Consider the following 20,977-nt stretch of genomic DNA (forward strand, 5'->3'; position numbering starts at 1 on the left):
GATCAGCGACGCGCGAGGTGCCTCGGGATCAGGCCAGCGAGTCGGCGAGTGCGCGCAGTCGACGCAGAGTCTCGTCCTTGCCGAGCAGCTCCATCGATTCGAACAGCGGCGGCGAGATGCGGCGACCGCTGAGTGCGACGCGAGGCGGGCCGTACGCGATGCGCGGCTTGAGCGCCAGCTCGTCGACGAGCTTCGCCGAGAGAGCGTCCTTGACGACATCCGTCGTGAAATCCTCCACCGGCTCGAGCGCGGCGACGCACGCCGCGAGCACCTCGGCGGCGTTGGCGGGCAGGCCCTTCAGGGCATCCTCCTGGTACTCGACCTCGTCGGTGAACAGGAATCCGAGCAGGTCGGGCGCCTCGCCCAGCATCTGCATCCGCTCCTGCACCAGCGGCGCCGCACGGAAGGCGAGAACGATCTGATCGTGCGTGGGCTCGGCGTCGCCGAACACGCCGCCGGCGGCCAGATACGGCAGCATCCGCTCGGCGAAATCGCGCCCCTCGAGCAGACGGATGTGGTCGCCGTTGATCGACTCGGCCTTCTTCTGGTCGAAGCGGGCCGGGTTCGGGTTGACGTTCACGATGTCGAACGCCTCGATGAACTCCTGCAGCGAGAAGACGTCGCGGTCGGGTCCGATCGACCAGCCCAGCAGCGCCAGGTAGTTCAGCAGACCCTCGTGGATGAAGCCGCGCTCGCGGTGCAGGAACAGGTCGGCCTGCGGGTCGCGCTTGGACAGCTTCTTGTTGCCGGTCTCGCCGAGCACCAGCGGCATGTGCGCGAAGCGCGGGACGAAGGTGGTCACCCCGGCCTTGATCAGCGCGTCGTAGAGCACCAGCTGACGGGCGGTGGAGGGCATGATGTCCTCGCCGCGCAGCACGTGCGTGATGCCCATGAGCGCATCGTCGACGGGGTTCACGAAGGTGTACAGGGGCTTGCCGTTCGGGCGCACCAGCACATAATCGGGGAAGGAACCGGCCGGGAAGGTGATCTCGCCGCGGATCAGGTCGTCGAAGGTGAGGTCTTCGTCGGGCACGCGCAGGCGCAGCGCCGGCTGACGACCCTCGGCGCGGAACGCGGCCTTCTGCTCGTCGGTGAGGTCGCGGTCGAAGTTGTCGTAACCGAGCTGCTTCGCGCGGCCGTTGGCCTCGTTGCGGGCGTCGATCTCCTCGGCGGTGGAGAAGCTCTCGTACACCGCGCCGGCGGCCTTGAGCTTCTCGATCACGTCGACGTAGATGTCCGAGCGCTCGGACTGCCGGTACGGAGCGTCCGGGCCGCCGACCTCGACGCCCTCGTCCCAGTCGATCTTCATCCAGGTGAGGGCGTCGACGAGCTGCTGGAAGCTCTCCTCGCTGTCACGGGCGGCATCGGTGTCCTCGATGCGGAAGATGAGCTTGCCGCCGTTGTGCCGCGCGTAGGCCCAGTTGAACAGGGCCGTGCGCACCATGCCGACGTGCGGCAGGCCGGTCGGCGAGGGGCAGAAGCGCACACGGATGTCAGACCCGGTGGCGGTGGTGGTGAGGGGGTGCACGGTAGCCATATCCCCTTGATTCTACCGGGGCCGGATGCTGCCGCCGATGCCGCTCACCGGGAGCGCCGGCTCATGCGGTCGGGCGGATCCTGCCCAGAGGCGAGAGCGCGATGATGGCGATCACGAACACCAGCGCGACCACGCCCAGACCGGCGTAATCGAACGTCGTCAGCACCCAGCCGGCGCCCGCCGCCCCCGCCGCGGCGGTGAGGCTCATCAGAGAGTCGCTGATGCCCTGACGCCGCGGACGCATGGCCACGGTCGAGGACTCGGTCAGCAGGGCGGCGCCGGCGACGGTGGCCGCGCTCCAGCCCAGTCCCAGCAGGATCAGCGCGACCATCACCCCCGACGGAGTCTGACCGGCGACGATCGCGGTCACCAGCGACCCGACGAGAAGGCCCTGCCCCAGCAGCACCACGCGGATGCGCCCCCAGCGGTCGGACAGGATGCCGAAGACCGGAGAAAGCCCGTACATGCCGGCCACGTGCAGCGCGATCGTGACACCGACCAGAAGTGTGACGTCGGCGCTCGAGGGCATCCCACCGTCCATGCTGTGCGCCATGTGCTTGAGGTGGATCGGCGTCATCGCCATGACCGATGCCATGACGGCGTGCGAGCCGGAGACCGCGAAGATCGCATAGCGCGCGACGACCGGGCGATCGACGCTGGCCCCGAGCACAGCAGCACGGGAGGGCGAGCCGGCCATGCTCAACGCGGTGAGCAGCGGATCAGGTCGCAGCGCCACCAGGTACAGCACGAGCGCCGCGCTCTGCGCGACGAGGGAGAACAGGTACGAGCCGGTCAACGGCGGCATCCCGATCGCCTGTCCGAGGATCTCCCCCGGGGTCAGCAGCAGCGGGCCGGCGACGCCGCCGATCGTGGTGGACCAGACGACGACCGACAGGTCGCGCCCGCGGTGCTGGGGGGAGGCCAGATCGGTGGCCGCGAAGCGGGACTGCAGGTTTCCCGCGTTGCCCATGCCGATCATGATGATGCCGACCAGCAGCAGCGGGAACAGCCGGGTGGCCGCCGCGAGGATCACGATCGAGACGCCGATGAGGGCGAGCAGGTTCCCCGCGGTCAGGGAGAGTCGCCGGCCCCTGCGTGCCGCGAAGCGCGCGAGCGGGATCGCGAAGGCGGCGGCGCCGAGCGTGACGGATGCCGTGGCCAGACCCGACAGCGCGTCATCGCCGGACAGGTCCGCGGCGAGGAGGGCGCCCAGCGAGACGGTCGACCCGAAGGCGATGCCGCCCAGCACCTGACCGAGCGAGAGCACCCGGACCGTGCGGCGCTGCAGCGCAGCGAGGTCCCCGACGACGAGCTCGCTCACGGCACGGGAGTCGCGTCGCGCACGGGGTTGCGCAGAGTGCCGAGACCGGTCACCTCGATCTCGATGGTGTCTCCGGCCACGACCGGGCCGACACCGGCGGGCGTCCCCGTCATGATCACATCTCCGGGCAGCAGGGTGAATGCGGCGGAGGCGTAGGCGATGATGTCGGCGACGGAGTGGATCATGTCGGTGAGCGGCGCCTGTTGGCGCACCTCGCCGTTCACGCGCGTCTCGATGCGGGCCGTGGACGGGTCGAAATCGGTCTCGATGGCGGGCCCGAGCGGGCAGAAGGTGTCGAAGCCCTTTCCGCGGGTCCACTGTCCGTCCTTGCGCTGGATGTCGCGCGCGGTGAAATCGTTGCCGACCGTGTAGCCGAACACGTAGTCCAGCGCGTCCTCGGCGCGCACGTTCTTCGCGATGCGGCCGATGACGACGACCAGTTCGCCCTCGAACTCGGTGCGCTCCGACACCGCCGGTCGCAGGATCGCGTCACCGGGTCCGATCACCGAGGTGTTGGGCTTGAGGAACAGCAGCGGCTCCTCGGGGGCGACGTTGCCGAACTCGGCGGCGTGCTCGTGGTAGTTGCGGCCGACGCAGACGACCTTCGAACGCGGGATCACCGGCGCGAGCAGCGCGGCATCCGCCAGCGGGATGCGCTCCCCCGTCGTCTCGAACCCCGCGAACATGGGGTCGCCCGCGAGCACGACGAGATCACTCTCGTCGACGATGCCGTACCGGATGCCTTCGCTGTGACTGAAACGTGCGATCTTCACCCGCACAGCCTATCCGTCGGCATCCCCTCCCGGGGCGTCAGGCGTCGAGGCGGATCAGCCAGCCGTGCTTGTCCTCGCGGCGGCCGTACTGGATGTCGGTGAGCTCCTCGCGCAGCGAGAGGGCGAGTTCGCCCAGCGGCTGCTCGTCTTCGAAGCCGTCGCCCACAAGGGCGCCGATCGGGGTGACCACGGCGGCGGTGCCGCAGGCGAACACCTCGACGATGTCGCCGGATGCCACGCCCTCGCGCCACTCGTCGAGCGAGACCGCACGACGCTCGACGGTCAGACCGCGGTCCTCGGCGAGCTGCAGCAGCGAGTCGCGCGTGATGCCCTCGAGGATCGACTCGGATGCCGGCGTCACGACTCGGCCGTCCTTGAAGACGAACACGACGTTCATGCCGCCGAGCTCCTCGACGTTGCGGTCAGCATCGAGGAAGACGACCTGGTCGCAGCCCTTCTCATACGCCTCGGCCTGCGGCAGCAGACTGGAGGCGTAGTTGCCGCCGGTCTTCGCCGCACCCGTGCCGCCCTTGCCCGCGCGGGCGTAGTTCTCGCTCAGCCAGATGCGCACCGGCTTCACACCACCGGTGAAGTAGGCGCCGGCGGGGCTGGCGATGACGTAGAAGGCGACCTTCTTCGCCGGGCGCACGCCCAGGAAGGCCTCCTTGGCGAACATGAACGGCCGCAGGTAGAGGCTCTGATCGGAACCGGAGGGCACCCAGGCGCCGTCGACCGCGATGAGCTCCTTGAGCGCCTGGATGAAGTAGTCGGCGGGCAGCTCGGGCAGAGCCAGGCGGCGCGCGCTGTTCTGCAGACGCGCCGCGTTGCGGTCGGCGCGGAAGGTGTGCACCGAGCCGTCGGCGTGCCGGTACGCCTTGATGCCCTCGAAGATCTCCTGCCCGTAGTGCAGCACGGCAGCCGCCGGGTCGAGCGAGATCGGACCGTAGGGCTGCACACGCGGACGGTGCCAGCCGCCCTTCTCCGACCAGCAGATGTCGACCATGTGGTCGGTGAAGCTGGTGCCGAACCCGGGGTTCGTCAGGATCTCTTCGCGCTGAGCGGGGCTCTTGGCTGCGAGGTTCTTCGTCACGGCGAACGTGAGCTCGGGGGCGCTGGTAGCGGTGTCGGTCATGTCTGTCCTCGATCGTGATGCGGCGGCTGTGCGCGCGTTGTCTCAGGTTACGCCTGCAGCAGGGCGATCACGGCGTCACCGATCGCGCTTGTGCTGCGGCTGCCCTCACGGGCCGCGATGTCCTGCTCCACCGCACGCTGGATGCGAGCGGCTTCGTCGTGCAGCCCGAGGTGATCGAGCAGCAGGCCGACGGAGAGGATGGCGGCGGTGGGATCCGCCTTCTGCTGTCCTGCGATGTCGGGTGCAGAGCCGTGCACGGGCTCGAACATCGAGGGAGAGGCGCTGTCGGGATTGATGTTGCCCGATGCTGCGAGGCCGATGCCACCGGTGACGGCACCTGCCAGATCCGTGAGGATGTCGCCGAAGAGGTTGTCGGTGACGATCACGTCGAAGCGGGAGGGGTCTGTCACGAGGAAGATCGTGGCCGCATCGACGTGCAGGTAGTCTACGGCGACATCAGGGTGCTCGGAGGCCACCTCGTCGACGATCCGCTTCCAGATCGCGCCGGCGTGCACGAGCACGTTGGTCTTGTGCACCAGGGTGAGCTTGCGGCCGCGCCGCCCCGCCAGGTTGAAGGCGTAGCGGACGACGCGCTCCACCCCGAAGGCGGTGTTGACGCTGGTCTCGTTCGCGACCTCCTGCGGCGTGCCCCTGCGGATGCTTCCGCCGTTGCCGACATACGGCCCCTCGGTTCCCTCGCGGACGACGACGAAGTCGATCTCGCCGGGGTTCGACAGCGGGCCGGATGCTCCGGCGAAGAGCTTCGACGGGCGCAGGTTCACGTAGTGGTCCAGCTCGAAGCGCAGCTTGAGCAGCAGACCGCGCTCGATGTTGGCATCCTTCAGCCGCGGGTCGCCTGGCACCCCGCCGACCGCGCCGAGCAGGATCGCGTCGTGCGCGCGGATGGACTCGAGGTCCTCATCGGTGAGGGTGTCGCCGGTCTCGAGGAAGCGGGCTGCTCCCAGAGAGAAGGGCGTCTTCTCGAAGGCGACGTCGCTGCCCGCAGTGACGGCGTCGAGCACGCGCTCGGCCTGCGCGATGACCTCAGGGCCGATCCCGTCTCCTGGAATGACGGCCAGCTTCACGACGCGCGACATGAGTCTCCCTCGCAACCACGACTGTCCGCCGCGCGGGTCGCCGCGGACACTGCGTTCCAGCGTAGCGGCGCGGCGCGAACGCTCCGACTCCGAGTCATCGGCGCCAGCCGAGGCAGGGCCGGATGCCGCTCAGCGTTGCGTGTCGCCCCGCGCGGGCCGCAGGGTGACGAACCCCACGATGACCGCGCAGAGCACCAGCCCCGCGCCGATGATCGAGGTGGTCACCACGCCGGAGCCGAAGGCGGCTGCCGCTGCATCCCACAGCGCGGCACCGAGCCGCTCCGGGAGCTGCTGCGCCGCGGTGTAGGCACCCGCCAGCGTCTCCCGTGCATGCATCGCGATCGCAGACGGCACTCCGTCGGGGATCACCAGCGCGCCCCGGTAGAACGCCGTGATGATGCCGCCCAGCACCGCGGTTCCGAGGACCGCGCCCAACTCGTATGCGGTCTCCGACACGGCGCTGGCGGCACCTGCCTTCTCCGCAGGCGCGTGGGCGAGGATCAGCTCGTTCGAGATGGTCTCCGCAGCGCCGATCCCGATCCCCAGCACGATGAAGGCGATCAGCAGCCAGATCACGCTGTTCAGGTTCGCGGTCGCCGCGACGATGACGTATCCGAGCGTCGACAGCAGCAGGCCGAGGGGCACGACGATGTGGGGCGCGACGCGACGCGAGATGGGTACCACGCACAGACCCGCCACGATCATCGCGGCCATCCCGGGCACCAGGGCGAGGCCCGCCACCATCGGCGACATTCCGATAACCAGCTGCAGCTGCTGCGACACGAAGTACAGGAACCCGACCAGCGCGACGACGCTGAGCAGGTTGACGATGATGGCCCCGCTGAAGCCGCCGCGCCGGAAGAGCGTCATGTCGAGCATGGGGATCTCCACGCGTCGCATTCGCCGCACGAACAGGAAACCGGCGACGATCCCTGCGGCGAACAGCGCCGCGGCCGCGAGATTCGGACCGTCGACGGAGAAGGATTTGATCGCGAAGACGATCGGCACCAGAGCCGCCATCGAGAGGAGGATGCCCAGCGGGTCGATGCGGCCCGGATTCGGATCCCGGCTCTCGGGCAGCAGCCACATCCCGCCGACGAGCAGCGGGACCAGCACTGGTACGGCGACGAGGAACACCGCACCCCAGGCGAAATGCTCGAGCAGGAAGCCGCCCACGACGGGGCCGAGCGCGGAGCCGGCGGAGAACGCCGACGCCCAGATCGCGATCGCCAGACGGCGCTGGTCGCGATTGCGGAAGATCGAGCGCAGAAGCGACAGTGTGGACGGCATGAGCATCGCCCCGAAGAGGCCCAGCGCCGCGCGCGCGGCGATGAGCAGACCCGCCGTCGGTGCGAACGCGGCGAGCACCGAGACGGCCGCGAACCCGATCGCGCCGATCAGCAGCATCCGTCGGCGTCCGAACCGGTCGCCGAGAACGCCCATCGTGACCAGGAGGCCGGCCAGCACGAGCGAGTAGACATCGATGATCCACAGCTGCTCGGTCCCGCTGGGCTGCAGTGCGAGCGAGATCTCCGGCAGAGCGAAGGCGAGCACGGTGTTGTCGATCGAGACGAGCAGCACCGGGAGCATCAGCACCACGAGCGCCGCCCAGCCGCGGATGCCGACGCGCGCGCCGTCCTCGTCAGTCCGCGCGACCGTTCCTGTGCTGGACATGACCGTTCCTCCGATTACTTTACCGTCCGGCTGGTACAGTAACACATGTCCGCATGAACCGAACCGAGGAGGAGTCGCCATGCCCCGTCCCCCACTGGCGCGCGAGCGCGTGCTCGACGCCTACGAGAGCATCCTGCTGACCGACGGCGAACGCGCCGCGACCCTGGACGCCGTCGCGAAGGCGGCCGGGGTGTCCAAGGGCGGCCTGCTCTACCACTTCGCCTCGAAGGACGAGCTGACGGCCGGACTCGTGCAGCGACTGGCTGATCTGACCGATGCCGACCTCGCGCGCATGCGCAGCGCCGCCGAAGGGCCGGTCGCCTACTACGTGCGCACCTCGGTCATGGAGGGCGATGCGCTGGACCGCGCCCTCATCGCGCTGACGCGGCTCGCGCAGAGCGGCTCAGCCGCGGCATCGGGCGCCCTGCAGGACTCGCGCACGCAATGGGCCGACGAGATCCGCCCGCAGGTGCGCGACGAGGCCGCGCTGGAGCTCGTGATGCTGGTCGGCGACGGGCTCTACTTCAACAACTCCCTGACGGTCCCGCACGCCGAACGCGGCACCGTCGGCGGCTTCGTGCCGACCGGTGCCGCGCTCGTCAGACTCGTCGAGCTGGTTCAGGCCTCAGTGATCTCGATCTGACGGAAAAGGTCGGCCTCGATGGTCGCACTGATGTCGGCGAGCAGCTCGTCCGAGACCGGAGAATCGAGCGTGAGCACGCTCAGCGCCTGGGCGCCTGCGGCCTCGCGCGCGATCTGCATGCCGGCGATGTTGATACCCGCCTCACCGAACTTCTGGCCGTAGACGGCGACGATTCCCGGACGGTCGGTGTACATCATCACGACGTGGTGCTTCTCGATGGGCAGCTCGATCGCGTGTCCGTTGATCGACACCAGCTTCTCGACCTGCTTCGGGCCGGTGAGCGTGCCGGAGACGGCGAGCTGCGATCCGTCGGACAGTGCGCCGCGCAGTGTGATGACGTTGCGGTACTCCTCGCTGACGTCGTCCTGCAGCAGGCGCACGGCGACACCGCGCTGCTCGGCGAGGAGGGGGGCGTTCACATAGGACACGCTCTCGCTGACGATGTTGGTGAAGACGCCCTTGAGGGCCGCGAGCTTGAGCACGCTCACGTCGTAGTCGTTCAGCTCGCCGTGCACCTCGACGTCGAGGCTGGTGAGCGGCGACTGCGAGAGCGCGGAGAAGATCTGGCCGAGCTTCTCGACCAGGGCGATGCCGGGGCGCACGTACGGGTCGATGACACCGCCGGCGACGTTCACGGCGTCAGGCACGAGGTCGCCGCCGAGCGCGAGGCGCACCGAGCGGGCCACCGAGACGCCGGCCTTCTCCTGCGCCTCCTCGGTGCTCGCGCCGAGGTGCGGGGTGACGACGACGTTCGGCAGCGCGAGCAGCTCGGCTGCGGTCCCGCCCTCCGCGGGCGGCTCCGAGGTGAACACGTCCAGACCGGCACCGGCGATCTCGCCGGCGACGAGCGCCTCGTGCAGAGCCGCCTCGTCGATCAGCCCGCCGCGCGCGACGTTGACGACGAAAGCGGTGGGCTTCATGGCCGCGAACTGCTCGGCACCGATCATGCCGGTCGTCTCGGGCGTCTTCGGCATGTGGATGGTGAGGAAGTCGGCTTCGGCGACGAGCTCGTCGAGGGTCACCAGCTGCACGCCGAGCTGCTGGGCGCGGGCGCTCGTGACATAGGGGTCGTAGGCGACCACCCGCATGTCGAAGGCGTTCAGGCGAGCGGCCACGAGCGCGCCGATGCGGCCGAGGCCCACGATGCCCACGGTCTTCTCGAACAGCTCCGCACCCGTGAAGGAACTGCGCTTCCAGGCGCCGCCGGACAGCGAGGCGTGCGCGGCGGGGATGCGACGCGCAAGGCTCAGGATGTGGCCGATGGTCAGTTCTGCGGCCGAGACGATGTTGGAGGTGGGCGCGTTGACCACCATGACACCGGCCGTGGTGGCGGCCTTGATGTCCACGTTGTCGAGGCCGACGCCGGCGCGGGCGACCACCTTCAGCTTCGGTGCGTGCGCGAGCGCCTCGGCATCGATGCGCGTCGCGGAGCGCACCAGGACGGCATCCGCGTCGGCGAGGGCGGCGAACAGCGCCTCGCGATCGGTGCCGTCGACGTCGCGGACGTCGAAGTCGGGGCCGAGAGCCTCGATCGTCGCGGGTGAGAGGACCTCGGCGAGGAGGACGACGGGCTTGGTCTCAGACTGATTCGGCACAGATATCCTTCGGGGCAGCACACGGTGGGTTAGCCGATGCGCCGCACGCCGTCGGGGCGCGATCGGGACACACATTACCGCAGCACGGCCGTCGCGCCCGACCGTGTGACGTCGTTCAGCCGCCGGTCAGCGCCTCGAGGTTGCGGATGACGTAGCTGAAGGTGTTGAGCAGGAAGACCGCGCTCAGACCGAGACCTGCCAGCATCACCAGGATGGACACCCCCAGCGGGCGGCCCCTGCTCAGCACGAGTGCGACCGCGAAGATCACTGCGGCCACGGCCACGGGGAGCAGCAGCAGAAGCCATCCGTAACCGGTCATGCCTCCGGCCGAGAGCTGGATGGCGTAGAACACCGCGGTCCAGATGACGAACGCGTAGGCCAGTCCCCCGATCCCGGTCAGGAACCCGCGCAGCGCGCTGCCGAGACGACCGGGGGCCGTCGGCGTCGATGCGTACTCACTCACAGCGCACCTCCTCCCCCGGAGACGACGAACGGCCAGGGCACCAGCAGCACGGCTCCGGCGACGAGCCAGACGATCCGCACCCACGACCGCGAGCCCCGGGTGGCGGCGAGCACGGCGACGAACCAGAGGGCGGGCGCCAGCACGGCCAGCCAGAGCGCACCCTGATACAGGGGCACCGGAAGCGTGAAGGTCACCGGCAGCTGCATCCCGACCCCGCCGAGGATCCAGCCGACCGTGTAGAGCAGGTAGATGCCGCCGAGGATGCCGATCATCAGCAGCGTCGCCGTGCTGATCCCCTGCGGCTCGTCGTCGGCATCCGCTTCGGACACGGAAGGCGTCACGGATGCCGACGGCGACTCGTTCAGGGGCGGAACGGGGGCGGCGGATGCCGTCGGCTCCGGCTTCGGCCTGCTGACCTCCGGGCGACGCGCGTCCAGCGCATCATCCCCATCCCAGCTGAGAGCGTCGTCATCGCCTTCGGATTTCATCCCCTCAGCGTACCGGCGACGGCGGCAGCCTCCCAGTAGGCTCAGGGGCGACACCACACCGGGAGGAACATCGTGGCAGAGAGCAAGAAGAAGGCCGTGCAGCCGGATGCGGCCGCGGACGAGTCCGCACGCACCTGGGTGCCCACCGCCGAGGCGAAGAAGAAGGCGACGACGTTCCGCTGGATCGCCGCCGCACTGTGGGTGCTCGCCATCGCCGGTGAGGCCGTCGGAATCTTCTGGCTGCTCCGGCAGCGCGTCGTCACCACCGAGGGCGGGCTGAAGCGCGACCCCGACACCGGACTCCTGCAGGAGCAGGTCGCGACCTCCACGTTCCCGCAGTGGGCGTTCATCAGCCTGCTCGTGCTGCTCGTGGTCATCGCGGCGCTCTCCATCACCGGATCGGTGCTGTGGAAGAAGGCGAATCGGCTGGACCCCGCGAAGAAATCGGACACGGTCCGGTTCTTCGTGCAGAACCAGCTCGGCGCGATCATCGCGATCATCGCCTTCGTGCCCCTGATCATCCTGGTGTTCCTGAACAAGGACATGGACAAGGGCCAGAAGGCCACGGCCGGAATCGTCGGCATCGTGCTCGCCCTCGTGGCGACCTACTTCGGCGCCGACTTCAACCCGCCGTCCGTGGAGAAGTACACCGCCGACCAGTCCACCGTCATCCAGCTCCTCGGGCAGGACGAGGTCACCTGGGTCGCCGGCGGCGCCGTCTACCACGTGTGCGACCAGGTCTCCGACATCCAGACCGGCAGCGAGATCCAGACCGGCACCACCGCGCAGGCCATCGAGGCCGGCAAGGAGCGGCTGACGCTGAAGTTCGCCTCCGAGCTGGAGAAGTGCGGCCTGCCCGTCCCCGAGAACGCCACCGAGATCGCCGATGCACTGCGGCAGATCCAGGGCGGTCAGACCGTCAGTCTGCCCGCACCCGTCTGGGGCGAGGGTGTCACCCCTCCGCTCGTCGTGGAGGATGCGGCTCCTGCCACGAGCTGACAGGACTCCTCATAGACGTCAGAGGCCGCTCCCGACATGTCGGGGGCGGCCTCTTGCGTGGAGAACGTCTGACGCAGGGATCCTCCGGCGCAGGGATCAGAGAAGCGCGCCGTCGAGCGCAGCCCGGACATCCGAGACGATGCTCGGGTCTGTCACGTCATAGCCGTCCGTACCGCCTCCGGGGCCGCTCGGAGCGGTGTCGCCCGAGGATCGACGCGCCGAGAGGTGCACCGCATCGACACCCGCGGCGACCAGCTGCGCGATGTCCTGCACCCGCACTCCCCCGCCCGGCATGATCTGCAGGCGCCCCGCCGAAGCGCGCACCATGGCGGAGATGGCGTCGATCCCATCGATGCTGCGCACGGCGCCGCCGCTGGTCAGGATCCTGCGCACGCCCAGGGCGGTCAGTTCGTCCACGACGGATGCCGGATCGGCGAGTGTGTCGATCGCCCGGTGGAAGGCCACATCGGCGTCCCCGGCAGCATCCCGCCAGCGCCGCATCGCCTCGGCGTCGACGGCGCCACCCTCGGTCAGCGCGCCGACGATCACGGATCCCGCGCCGCGGCGCACGATGTCGCGGATGTCCGCGCTCACCAGCGCGATCTCCTCGGCGTCGTACACGTACCCGCCGGGCCGTGGGCGCACGAGAACGGTGAGCCGCTCTCCGCTGCCGACCGCCGCCAGAACGGACTCCACGGTGCCGGCCGATGGTGTCAGCCCGCCCGTCTCGGAAAGCGCCTGACAGAGCTCGACCCGGTCAGCGCCCGCCGCCACGGCACGTCGTGCGCCGGCTGCGTCCTGCACGGCGATCTCCAGCAGCACGGAGCCTTTCGAGTGCACCGAGCCTTTCGAGTGCACCGAGCCTTTCGAGTGCACGGAGCCTTCCGAGTGCACCGGGCCTTCCGAATGCAGCGGGCGGGTCATGAGACGGTCGCCACGGCCACCGGCGCCGCCCGCAGCGCGTCCGGGATCCGCAGCGTCACGGCACCGCCGGAATCCGTGACGGACTCGGCGCGGGTGCCGTCCGCCCAGCGGACCTCCGACGAGCCGGACAGCTCGACGGGTAGCGTCATCTCGCCGACGGACGGGTCGAGCGCGTGCACGTGCACGTCTGCCCCGGAACGCGTGTACCGCACCGGTGCACCGGTCTCTTCACCGAAGCGGATCCACGGACGGGTGCCGTACACGGCCTCTCCGTTGACGTTCATCCACGCACCGAGTTCGCGCATCGCGGTGCGCTGGAGCTCGGGGATGGAGCCGTCCGCCGCGGGGCCGACGTTGATCAGGAGGTTGCCGTTCTTGGAGACGATGTCCACCAGCATCCGGATCAGCTCGGTTCCCGACAGCGAGTGCCGCTCGTCCTCGGCCTGGTTGAAGCCGAAGGAGTATCCCAGGCCCCGCGTCGACTCCCAGGGCTGCTCGAGGATCTCGGGGATGTGCGTGTACTCGCGGGTGAGGAAGCCGTGGTACGGCACACCCCACCGGTCGTTGACGACGCCCTCGGGCACCACGTCGAAGTAGCGTCCGAGCAGGGCCGCGACCGCGAAGTCGTCGGCGCCCTTCCCACCGTCGGGCCATTCGATGTCGTTCCACAGCACATCGGGCGAGAACCGTTCGATGAGCTCCTCGAGCTGCGCGGCGGAGTAGCGGGCGAAGGCCTCGTCGTGGCGGCGGTAGCGGAACAGATCGGTATCGGACTCGATCGGCGGGAAGTCGCCGACATGCCAGTCGAGGGCTCCCGAGTAGTAGACGCCGAAGCGGGCGCCGGCCCGCCTGGTGGCGTCGTGGAACTCGCCGATGAGATCGCGCCGCGGCCCGCGGGCTGCGGCGTTGAAGCCGGTCGTCTGCGTGTCCCACAGACAGAACCCCTCGTGGTGCTTCGTGGTCGGCACGATGTACCTCGCGCCGGCGCCGACGAGTTCTGCCACGAAGGCATCGGCATCGAACGCGGACGCGTCCCAGTGATCGGCGAGGTCCTCGTAGGACGTGCCAGGCCCGTACAGCTCCTGGTGACGCTGCCAGGTGGGGCTGCCGGGGATGCGGACGGTGTTGCCGTACCACTCGGCGTACTGATGCCAGGCGTAGGCATCCTCGGTCGGGATGTTCACGCCCTTGCCATGCTGCACGGCCCATGCGGGGACCGAGTACAGACCCCAGTGCACGAAGAAGCCCAGCTTGGCGTCGCGGTACCAGTCCGGCACGCTCTGCATCGGGTACGACGGCGCTGCGGCGCCGAAGTCGGGGCCGGTGCGTGTCTCGAAGTTCATCATGCGGAGGTCTCCTCGCGTCGGCTCACGTGCGCCGTGAGGGCGGGCGTGCCCGTCGTGTCGAACGGGAAGACGCCGGGGGCCAGGTGGCTGTGTCCCAGCCGGAGCAGGTCCTGATCGACACCGCCTGGTGTGAGGGCGAGGGTCCAGTCTGCGGCGAGCTCGTACAGCTCGGGCTCCAGGTAGCCGATCTTGACCACGACGATGTCCGCAGCCTCGGGATCGAGGTCGAGCATCCGGAAGTCGTCCAGGTGGTGGAACGGCTTGCGCCGCTCCGTGATGATCGCGTGCAGACCGCCCGCGGCGATGACCGCCTGCGTGCCCGCATCCGAGTCGCCCTCGGTGATCGAATGGACCCGGCCGGTGATCTGCACCGGGCCGCTGGGCCCGTCGTCCACGCCGGCTCCCGCGGTGACCGTGACCGCCGCGCCCACTCCGGCCGCGCGGGCCTCGGCGACCGCGGCCGCGTCGAAGATCGACGCGACGAGGGTCGTCAGGTTCCCGTCCGTCAGCTCCGGCCGCGTGAGCAGCTCGGTCAGCGTCCAGGTCACGTCTCCCGCACCGCCTGCTGTCGGGTTGTCGCCCGAGTCCGAGATCAGGTACGGACGCCGTGCGTCGGACGCCGTCGCCCTCTCGAGCGCGCCGTCCAGCGTCGCGGTCGGACCGACGAACACGAAGTCCTCCCTGGCATCCCAGAATCTGCGGGCCAGCCGCTCCGCCTCGCGCGCGATCAGGTCCTCATCATCGCCGAGGACGACGACGTAGGCCCGACAGCGCGGCTCGTCGGCCCACGCGTAGCCGATCCAGATCGATGCGTCAACGACGCCGTCCATCGCGGCGATGCCGGGCAGTTGGGCGTACAGGCCGGCGGCGGGCTCCAGCCGTGTGCTGGTCTTCTCGCCGGGCAGCAGCACCGGTACCGGCACCCAGGCCTTGTACGGACGACGGCGCAGCGGGTCGGAGCCGTGCAGGCCGCGAAGCCGCGAAAGCAGATTCCAGACCGCGCGCTCCTTGGTGTTCATCCAGTCCTCGTGCGGCGCCATCCGGTAGCAGGTCAGCAGATCGACCGCATCGCGCAGCACCTCCGAGACGTTGCCGTGCAGATCCATCGACGTCGAGATCAGAGTGTCGGGGCCGAGCGCTTCGCGCACGGCGGTGGCGAGATCGCCCTCGGCGTCGGTCATCCCGATCACGCTCATCGCACCGTGGATGTCGAAGAAGAAGCCGTCGAACGGCCCATGCGTGCCGATGCTGTCGCGGATGCCCTCGACGATCGCGGTCTTCATGCGGGCATAGGTGTCGGGTGCCACCGCACCGCCGGGCAGCGACCGCCCGTGGTGGATCGGCACCCACTGGGCCGCCTGCGCCAGCTCCCGGCCCTCGGCGAGGAACGGGTAGTACGCAAGCAGGTTGTCTCCCGTGCGGATGGTGAACGCCTCATCGCCGGAGATGTGCGGCGAGAACGTGCTGGACTCGATGGAGATGCCGCCGATGCCGATGCGGGGGCTGGACAGGCCTCCGCGCGTAACGGCCGCCAGCGGCGGCATCCAGATCTCGTGGGCGTCGGGTTGAGCCGTCATGCGACCACCGGTTCCTCTCGTACTGGTGCGGCGGGCACGAGCGCCCTCGCCGCGGCGGCTGCGCCCAGCGCCACCGCATCCGTGTGCAGTGTCGCAGGCACGATGTGCAGGGGCACGCCCGACACGGGGGAATCCGTGGCGAGTGCCGTCTCGATCGCAGGTGCGAGCAGGTCCCAGGCACGGGACACTCCCCCGCCGACGACGGCGCTGGACAGGTCCAGCATCCCGGCGGCGCTCGCGCAGGCCAGCGCGACGGCACGGCCCGCAGCCTCGTACACCGCGATCGCGTCGACATCGCCTGACCGCGCGCGGTCGGCGACCTCGTGCGCGGACAGCCCGCCCTCACCGGTGCGCTCTCCGTATCGCAGGCCGATGGATGTGCCCGAGGCCAGCGTCTCGAGGTGCCCGACCTGACCGCAGGTGCATCGCACGGTGCTGTAACCGGGCGTGTGGCCGATCTCACCAGCCGCGCCGTGCGGCCCGTGCCTCAGTCGTCCATCCAGGACGAGTGCGCCTCCGACGCCGGTGCCCAGCATGACGCCGAGCACATCGCTGTCGGTGGCGGTGCCGTGGCTGAGCTCACCGAGCAGGAAGGCGTTGACGTCGTTCTCGATCGCCACCGGCACTCCGAGCCGTTCGCGCAGCTCAGCGGCCAGCGGGAATCCGACCCAGTCCACGAACGTCGCCGACGCGGCGCGGACGGTCCCGGTCGCGTGATCGATCACGCCGGCGGCGCCCACTCCCGCGGCGAGGAGGACCCCGTCCTGCTCCTCGAGCAGTTCCCGCGTCAGGCCTGCGGCGGCGTCGGCCATGGCAGACCCGCCGTCACGGGCCGGCGCCGCCACCTGACCCCGGGCGACGATCCGTCCGGATCCGTCGACGAGCATCGCGGCGATCTTGGTTCCACCGATGTCGATCCCCGCCACCAGGCCGGGTACCGCCGTGCTCCCCTCCGAGGGCATGGCTGTGCTGTGATGCTTGCTCATCGAACCGCTCAACGCCCCCCGAGGCCGGCCATGGCGATGCCCTTGACCAGATGCTTCTGCAGGGCGATGACGAGGATCGTCGTCGGGATCATCGAGATGATGGACGCCGCCATCTGCAGATCCCAGCGCGTGCCGGTCAGGCCGGAGAAGCTCGCCAGTCCCACGGGCAGCGTGCCGAGGGAGTTGTAGTCGACAGTCACGATCAGCGGCCACAGGTAGCTGTTCCAGAACGAGAGGAAGGTGAACACCGACAGTACGGCGATGGAGGACTTCGACAGGGGCAGGATGATCTGCGCGAAAGTGCGCACGGGGCCCGCGCCGTCCACTCGGGCGGCCTCCTCCAGCTCGTAGGGGATGCCGCGGAAGAACTGTCGCATCAGGAACGTTCCGAAGGCGCCGAACGCGAACGGGAAGATGAGGGCCTGGTAGGTGTCCACCCAGCCGAACCACTGCATCACCTGGAACATCGGGATGACCAGCACCTCGGCGGGGACCATCAGCGTCGCGAGGAAGAGGACGAAGACCGCGTCCCGCCCCTTCCAACGCAGCCGTCCGAACGCGTACCCGGCCGTAGTGGAGACGAACAGGACCACCACGGTGCCCGCGACAGAGGTGAACAGCGAGTTGCCGATGTAGGTCCAGAACGGACCGAACTCGAAGACCTCGACGAAGTTCGACCACCGCAGCTCCGAGCCGAACAGGCTCGGAGGCATCGCGAACATCTCGCCGTTCGGCTTGAGCGCCGCGAAGAACGCGTACACGAGCGGCAGCATGAACAGCGCCGCCGCGATGTACACCGCGATGTGCGCGAAGATCAGCCGCACACGTGCGGCCGGGGTCATCGGAGCCCGACCGGAGCGCCTTTCGGGGTCGATGTGATCGTCGCCGTCGCGGCTGACGATCGCGCGCGTGGTGGGGGCTGCGATGTCAGTGCTCATAGTGCACCCACTTCTTCTGGGCCGTGAACTGGATGGCCGTGATCGTGATGATGAGGGCGAACAGGATCCAGGCGCCGGCCGCGGCGAGTCCCAGATCCTGGAACTTGAAGCCCTGGTTGTAGATCCACATCACCAGGGGAAGCGTGCTGTTTCCCGGGCCTCCGCCGGTCAGCAGCTGCGGCTGCACGAACACCTGCAGCGAGGTGATCATGGTCATGATCGTGGCGAAGAAGATCGCCGGGGAGATCATCGGGATCATGATGCTCCAGGTCATCCGCAGGCCCGCCGCACCGTCGATGCGCGCGGCCTCCATGACGGACTCGGGCAGCTGCTCGAGCGCCGCGGAGAAGATCAGCATGTTGTAGCCGATGCCCTGCCAGACGCTCATGACGACGACCATGATCATCGCCCAGTTCTTGTCGGCGAGGAAGTTCGGCAGCTCCACACCGAACCAGGTCTGTGCGAGGCCGTTGAACAGGCCCTGCGGCTGCAGGAGCATCTTCCACACCAGCACGTTGGCGACCATCGGCGTCACCACGGGGATGAAGAACAGCACGCGCAGCGCGCCGCGACCGCGGATGCGCGGCCCCAGACCGATCGCCAGGATGAGCGAGAAGATCACGCTCAGCGGCACGTACAGCACCGTGAACACCAGCGAGTTGCGCAGCGCGGGAAGGAAGTTCGGGTCGGCGAACAGCCGGAGGTAGTTGGCTCCTCCGTTGAAGGTGCGCTCGCCGAAGGTCGGCCAGTCGAAGAAGCTCATCACGATGGACAAGCCGACCGGAACGATCGTGAAGAGGGCGAGGCCCACCAGGGCTGGGCTTGCGAAGCCCAGCGCCTGGCGCGCCTCGACCTTGGCGAGCGACCGCGGGCGGCGCGTGGGCGCGTACGTCGTGGTCATCTCTGTGTCTCTCTCGGGTTCGGTGTCACTTGCCGAACTGCTGCTGGGCGGAGTCGAGGATGTCGCTCATCGAGTCCTGCCCGTTGTACACGCTCACCAGCGACGGCTGGACGAACGTGCCGACCTTGGCCCAGTTGTCCGAGACGTACTGCCCCTGGACGTCCTGGAAGGCTGCTTCGAAGACGGCCTTCACCTGATCGCGGTGCGCCTCATCGATCGACTCGAAGTAGAGCGGCTGGCTCTCGGCGCGTGCCGGGTAGCTGCGGCCGGACGAGGCGATGTAGTCCTGGGAGTCCTTGCTGAGAAGCGAGCCGAGCACCTTCAGCGCGGCTTCCTTGTTCTCGCAGCTCTCAGCGATGCCGAAGCCCGAGCCGAGGATCAGGCTGAGATTGCCGTTGTCACCCGTGGGCAGGGGCGCCAGGCCCGCCGTGAATCCGGCGTCGTTGTTCAGGTAGCCGACGGCGTTCCATGTGCCGTCGACGGCCATGGCCGCGTTCTCGCTGGTGAACTGGTTCTCTCCCCAGCCGCCGTCTGAGGCCGACGCCACCGGGGCCGCCACCTTCTGGTCGGTGACCAGGCCGGAGTACCACTCCGCCGCCTTCAGGAACGCCGGGTCGGTCAGCTGCAGGGTGCCGTCCTTCGACACGGGCTGCACGCCGCTCTGCGCGATCGGCAGCGCCTGCCACTGGAAGTCGCCCATCCCGATGCCGAATCCGTACTTGCCACCGGTGGTCGCCTTCTTCGCGGTCGCCTCGAAGTCGTCGAATGTCCAGCCGATCTCGGGGATGTCCGCACCGGCCGCGGCGAGCTGGTCCTCGTTGTAGTACGTCAGCATGGTCGAGACGTCGAACGGGAGACCGTACATGTCGCCCTTGTTCGAGAGGATCTCCAGGCTGCCGTCGGCGAAGTCGGACTTGGCGAGGCCCGCGGTGGCGAGGTCGGCGTCGGTGAGCTTGACGAAGCCCGACGTGTAGCTGGCGAGCATGCCCGAGTTCATCCCGGTGACGCAGGCCATGTTGCCTGATGCCATGTTCGTGGTCAGCTTGGTGAAGAAGTCACCCCAGGGCGCGGTGCGCAGTTCGATCTTCAGATCGGGGTTCTGCTTCTTCGCCACGGCGATCTGCGCCTCGAGCGCGGCCGTGTCGTCCTCGCTGCCGGCCCACATGTCGACGGTGATCGTGTCGCCGTCGGTGGATCCTCCTGAGCTGGGCCCGTTCGAGCATCCCGCCATCGCCACGGCGACGCCGGCGACCGCGATCACAGCCCCCACACGCTTCATCTTCATTGATTGTCTCCTCGCAGGACGGTTAGTTATTTCGAGCCTCGAACTAACCTGGTATCGTTTTGAACGAAGGTACGCTTTCATACTTCGAATGCCGATGCAACCCGAACATCCGATGTTCTCCGGGCGCGTCGGCGACAACTCCAGGGGAATCGATGCAGAATTCCGACGACGCGAGCAATCGCCGAATCATCGAACTCGTGGCACGCGGCGAGGCACGTTCGAGGAGCGCCCTCGCGGCGCATCTCGGTGTCGCGCCGTCGACCATGGGCACTCGCGTGCAGAGCCTGGTCGATGCCGGCATCCTGCGCGAGGCTGGAGCCGGAACCTCCCGCGGCGGCAGACGCCCCCGGATGCTGCAGCTGGCCGAGGCCGGCACGATCCTCACCGCAGACCTCGGCGGCGGTCATGCCAGGATCGGACGCCACACGCTCGGCGGCGCCCTGGACCGCGTGGACACGATCGAGGTCGATCTCACCGAAGGACCCCAGGCCACCCTCGCCAGGATCAGCAATGTGCTCGATCGCTTCGGCGAGAACTCCTCGGTCCGGGCGATCGGAATCGGCCTCCCCGGACCGGTTGATGTCGAGACGGGCGCCGTCGACCAGCCCTCACGCATGCCGGGATGGCCGGGATTCCGCGTCGGAGAGCACCTGCGCGCCCGCCACGGCGTGCCCGTCGTCGTCGACAACGACGCCAACCTCGCCGCGCTCGGAGAGCACTCCGTGCAGTTCGGCGCGAAGCAGCACAGCATCACCGTCAAGGCCGGCACGGCGATCGGCAGCGGGATCATCGTGGACGGACGCGTGCACCACGGCGCCACCTTCGCCGCCGGCGACATCACGCACACCCGGATCGACGGCAGCGGCGACATCCCCTGCTCCTGCGGCAACACCGGATGCCTGGAGACAGTGGCCAGCGGCGCGAGCCTGGTGCGGCAGATGCGCGAGCGCGGGCACGACGCGGTGCAGACGGCCGAGGACGTGCTCGCTCTCGCTCGCGATGCCCATCCGGATGCCACGACACTGGTGCGCACGGCGGGCACGCACCTCGGTCAGGCCCTGTCGGGCGTGGTGAACTTCTTCAACCCGCACGCCGTGTTCCTGACCGGCAGCATGAGCGCGTCGGAGCCGTTCCTGGCCGCCGTCCGCAGCCGCGTGTACGAGGCCTGCCACCCGCTCGTCACGCAGACGCTGCGGATCGAGGCGGCCCGCACCGGCGCGGATGCGATTCTGCACGGCGCGGCGCGGCAGGCCATGTACCAGCTCGAGTTCGCCGAGGCCTGAGCCCGCGAAGCCGAG

At 69.0% G+C, this 20,977-nt stretch carries 19 protein-coding genes; 3 read left to right on the forward strand and 16 right to left on the reverse strand.

From position 1 onward, the window contains the following. Nucleotides 1–28: 28 nt before the first annotated feature. The 6 genes from gltX to QF046_RS03490 all read right to left on the reverse strand — a co-directional run bounded on the left by gltX (nt 29) and on the right by QF046_RS03490 (nt 7,534). Nucleotides 29–1,537: a glutamate--tRNA ligase gene (gene gltX, locus QF046_RS03465; protein WP_307366234.1), complete on the reverse strand. Its 1,509-nt coding sequence runs from the start codon at nt 1,535–1,537 to the stop codon at nt 29–31. Between the two features lie 61 nt (nt 1,538–1,598). Then, nucleotides 1,599–2,858 carry an MFS transporter gene (locus QF046_RS03470; RefSeq protein ID WP_307366236.1) on the reverse strand — a complete coding sequence of 420 codons (1,260 nt, stop codon included), beginning with the start codon at nt 2,856–2,858 and terminating at the stop codon, nt 1,599–1,601. Continuing rightward, nucleotides 2,855–3,631 (reverse strand): fumarylacetoacetate hydrolase family protein, encoded by a 777-nt coding sequence (locus tag QF046_RS03475; RefSeq protein ID WP_307366238.1) that lies wholly within the window; start codon nt 3,629–3,631, stop codon nt 2,855–2,857. Before QF046_RS03475 ends, QF046_RS03470 begins: the two co-directional genes overlap by 4 nt. Before the next feature lie 37 nt (nt 3,632–3,668). Then, a complete protein-coding gene (locus QF046_RS03480) occupies nt 3,669–4,763 on the reverse strand; it encodes a branched-chain amino acid aminotransferase (RefSeq protein WP_307366239.1) in 1,095 nt (364 codons plus the stop codon). A gap of 47 nt (nt 4,764–4,810) precedes the next feature. Next, on the reverse strand, nt 4,811–5,860 hold the full coding sequence (locus tag QF046_RS03485) for a 3-isopropylmalate dehydrogenase (protein ID WP_307366241.1): 1,050 nt from the start codon (nt 5,858–5,860) through the stop codon (nt 4,811–4,813). A 129-nt stretch (nt 5,861–5,989) separates the two neighbouring features. Continuing rightward, nucleotides 5,990–7,534: an MFS transporter gene (locus QF046_RS03490; RefSeq protein ID WP_307366243.1), complete on the reverse strand. Its 1,545-nt coding sequence runs from the start codon at nt 7,532–7,534 to the stop codon at nt 5,990–5,992. 79 nt (nt 7,535–7,613) lie between these two features. Between QF046_RS03490 and QF046_RS03495 the strand changes: the two genes are divergently transcribed. Continuing rightward, on the forward strand, nt 7,614–8,177 hold the full coding sequence (locus tag QF046_RS03495; protein WP_307366245.1) for a TetR/AcrR family transcriptional regulator: 564 nt from the start codon (nt 7,614–7,616) through the stop codon (nt 8,175–8,177). Here QF046_RS03495 and serA read toward each other — a convergent pair. From serA to QF046_RS03510, 3 genes are all read right to left on the reverse strand, one after another. Continuing rightward, a complete protein-coding gene (serA, locus tag QF046_RS03500) occupies nt 8,153–9,772 on the reverse strand; it encodes a phosphoglycerate dehydrogenase (RefSeq protein WP_307366247.1) in 1,620 nt (539 codons plus the stop codon). The genes QF046_RS03495 and serA overlap by 25 nt on opposite strands. 115 nt (nt 9,773–9,887) lie before the next feature. After that, nucleotides 9,888–10,235 (reverse strand): hypothetical protein, encoded by a 348-nt coding sequence (locus QF046_RS03505; protein WP_307366249.1) that lies wholly within the window; start codon nt 10,233–10,235, stop codon nt 9,888–9,890. Next, nucleotides 10,232–10,723: a DNA polymerase III subunit gamma/tau gene (locus QF046_RS03510; protein ID WP_307366251.1), complete on the reverse strand. Its 492-nt coding sequence runs from the start codon at nt 10,721–10,723 to the stop codon at nt 10,232–10,234. Before QF046_RS03510 ends, QF046_RS03505 begins: the two co-directional genes overlap by 4 nt. A 72-nt stretch (nt 10,724–10,795) precedes the next feature. Here QF046_RS03510 and QF046_RS03515 point away from each other — a divergent pair, with 72 nt between their 5' ends. Further along, entirely contained in the window at nt 10,796–11,722 is a 927-nt protein-coding gene (locus tag QF046_RS03515; RefSeq protein ID WP_307366253.1) for a hypothetical protein, read from the forward strand. A gap of 96 nt (nt 11,723–11,818) precedes the next feature. On the opposite strand, the gene QF046_RS03520 is transcribed toward QF046_RS03515, so the two are convergent. The 7 genes from QF046_RS03520 to QF046_RS03550 all read right to left on the reverse strand — a co-directional run bounded on the left by QF046_RS03520 (nt 11,819) and on the right by QF046_RS03550 (nt 19,679). Continuing rightward, a complete protein-coding gene (locus QF046_RS03520; RefSeq protein WP_307366254.1) occupies nt 11,819–12,562 on the reverse strand; it encodes a copper homeostasis protein CutC in 744 nt (247 codons plus the stop codon). Between the two features lie 80 nt (nt 12,563–12,642). After that, nucleotides 12,643–13,992, reverse strand: coding sequence for an alpha-L-fucosidase (locus QF046_RS03525; protein ID WP_307366256.1), 1,350 nt, complete (start codon nt 13,990–13,992; stop codon nt 12,643–12,645). Beyond that, the gene (locus QF046_RS03530) at nt 13,989–15,569 is read right to left on the reverse strand and encodes a M81 family metallopeptidase (protein ID WP_373425654.1); all 1,581 of its coding nucleotides are present in this window, start codon (nt 15,567–15,569) and stop codon (nt 13,989–13,991) included. Before QF046_RS03530 ends, QF046_RS03525 begins: the two co-directional genes overlap by 4 nt. After that, entirely contained in the window at nt 15,566–16,555 is a 990-nt protein-coding gene (locus QF046_RS03535; RefSeq protein ID WP_307366258.1) for an ROK family protein, read from the reverse strand. The genes QF046_RS03530 and QF046_RS03535 overlap by 4 nt, the downstream gene beginning before the upstream one ends. Nucleotides 16,556–16,563: 8 nt before the next feature. Then, complete coding sequence (locus QF046_RS03540) at nt 16,564–17,493, reverse strand: carbohydrate ABC transporter permease (protein ID WP_307366260.1); 930 nt, start codon at nt 17,491–17,493, stop codon at nt 16,564–16,566. After that, on the reverse strand, nt 17,483–18,394 hold the full coding sequence (locus tag QF046_RS03545) for a carbohydrate ABC transporter permease (RefSeq protein WP_307366262.1): 912 nt from the start codon (nt 18,392–18,394) through the stop codon (nt 17,483–17,485). The genes QF046_RS03540 and QF046_RS03545 overlap by 11 nt, the downstream gene beginning before the upstream one ends. Nucleotides 18,395–18,419: 25 nt before the next feature. Beyond that, entirely contained in the window at nt 18,420–19,679 is a 1,260-nt protein-coding gene (locus QF046_RS03550) for an ABC transporter substrate-binding protein (protein ID WP_307366264.1), read from the reverse strand. Between the two features lie 152 nt (nt 19,680–19,831). On the opposite strand from QF046_RS03550, the gene QF046_RS03555 reads away from it, so the two are divergent. After that, on the forward strand, nt 19,832–20,962 hold the full coding sequence (locus tag QF046_RS03555) for an ROK family transcriptional regulator (protein WP_307366266.1): 1,131 nt from the start codon (nt 19,832–19,834) through the stop codon (nt 20,960–20,962). The last annotated feature ends 15 nt before the right edge of the window (nt 20,963–20,977 follow it).

It is taken from the genome of Microbacterium sp. W4I4 (assembly GCF_030816235.1).
In the GTDB taxonomy this organism is placed as follows: domain Bacteria; phylum Actinomycetota; class Actinomycetes; order Actinomycetales; family Microbacteriaceae; genus Microbacterium.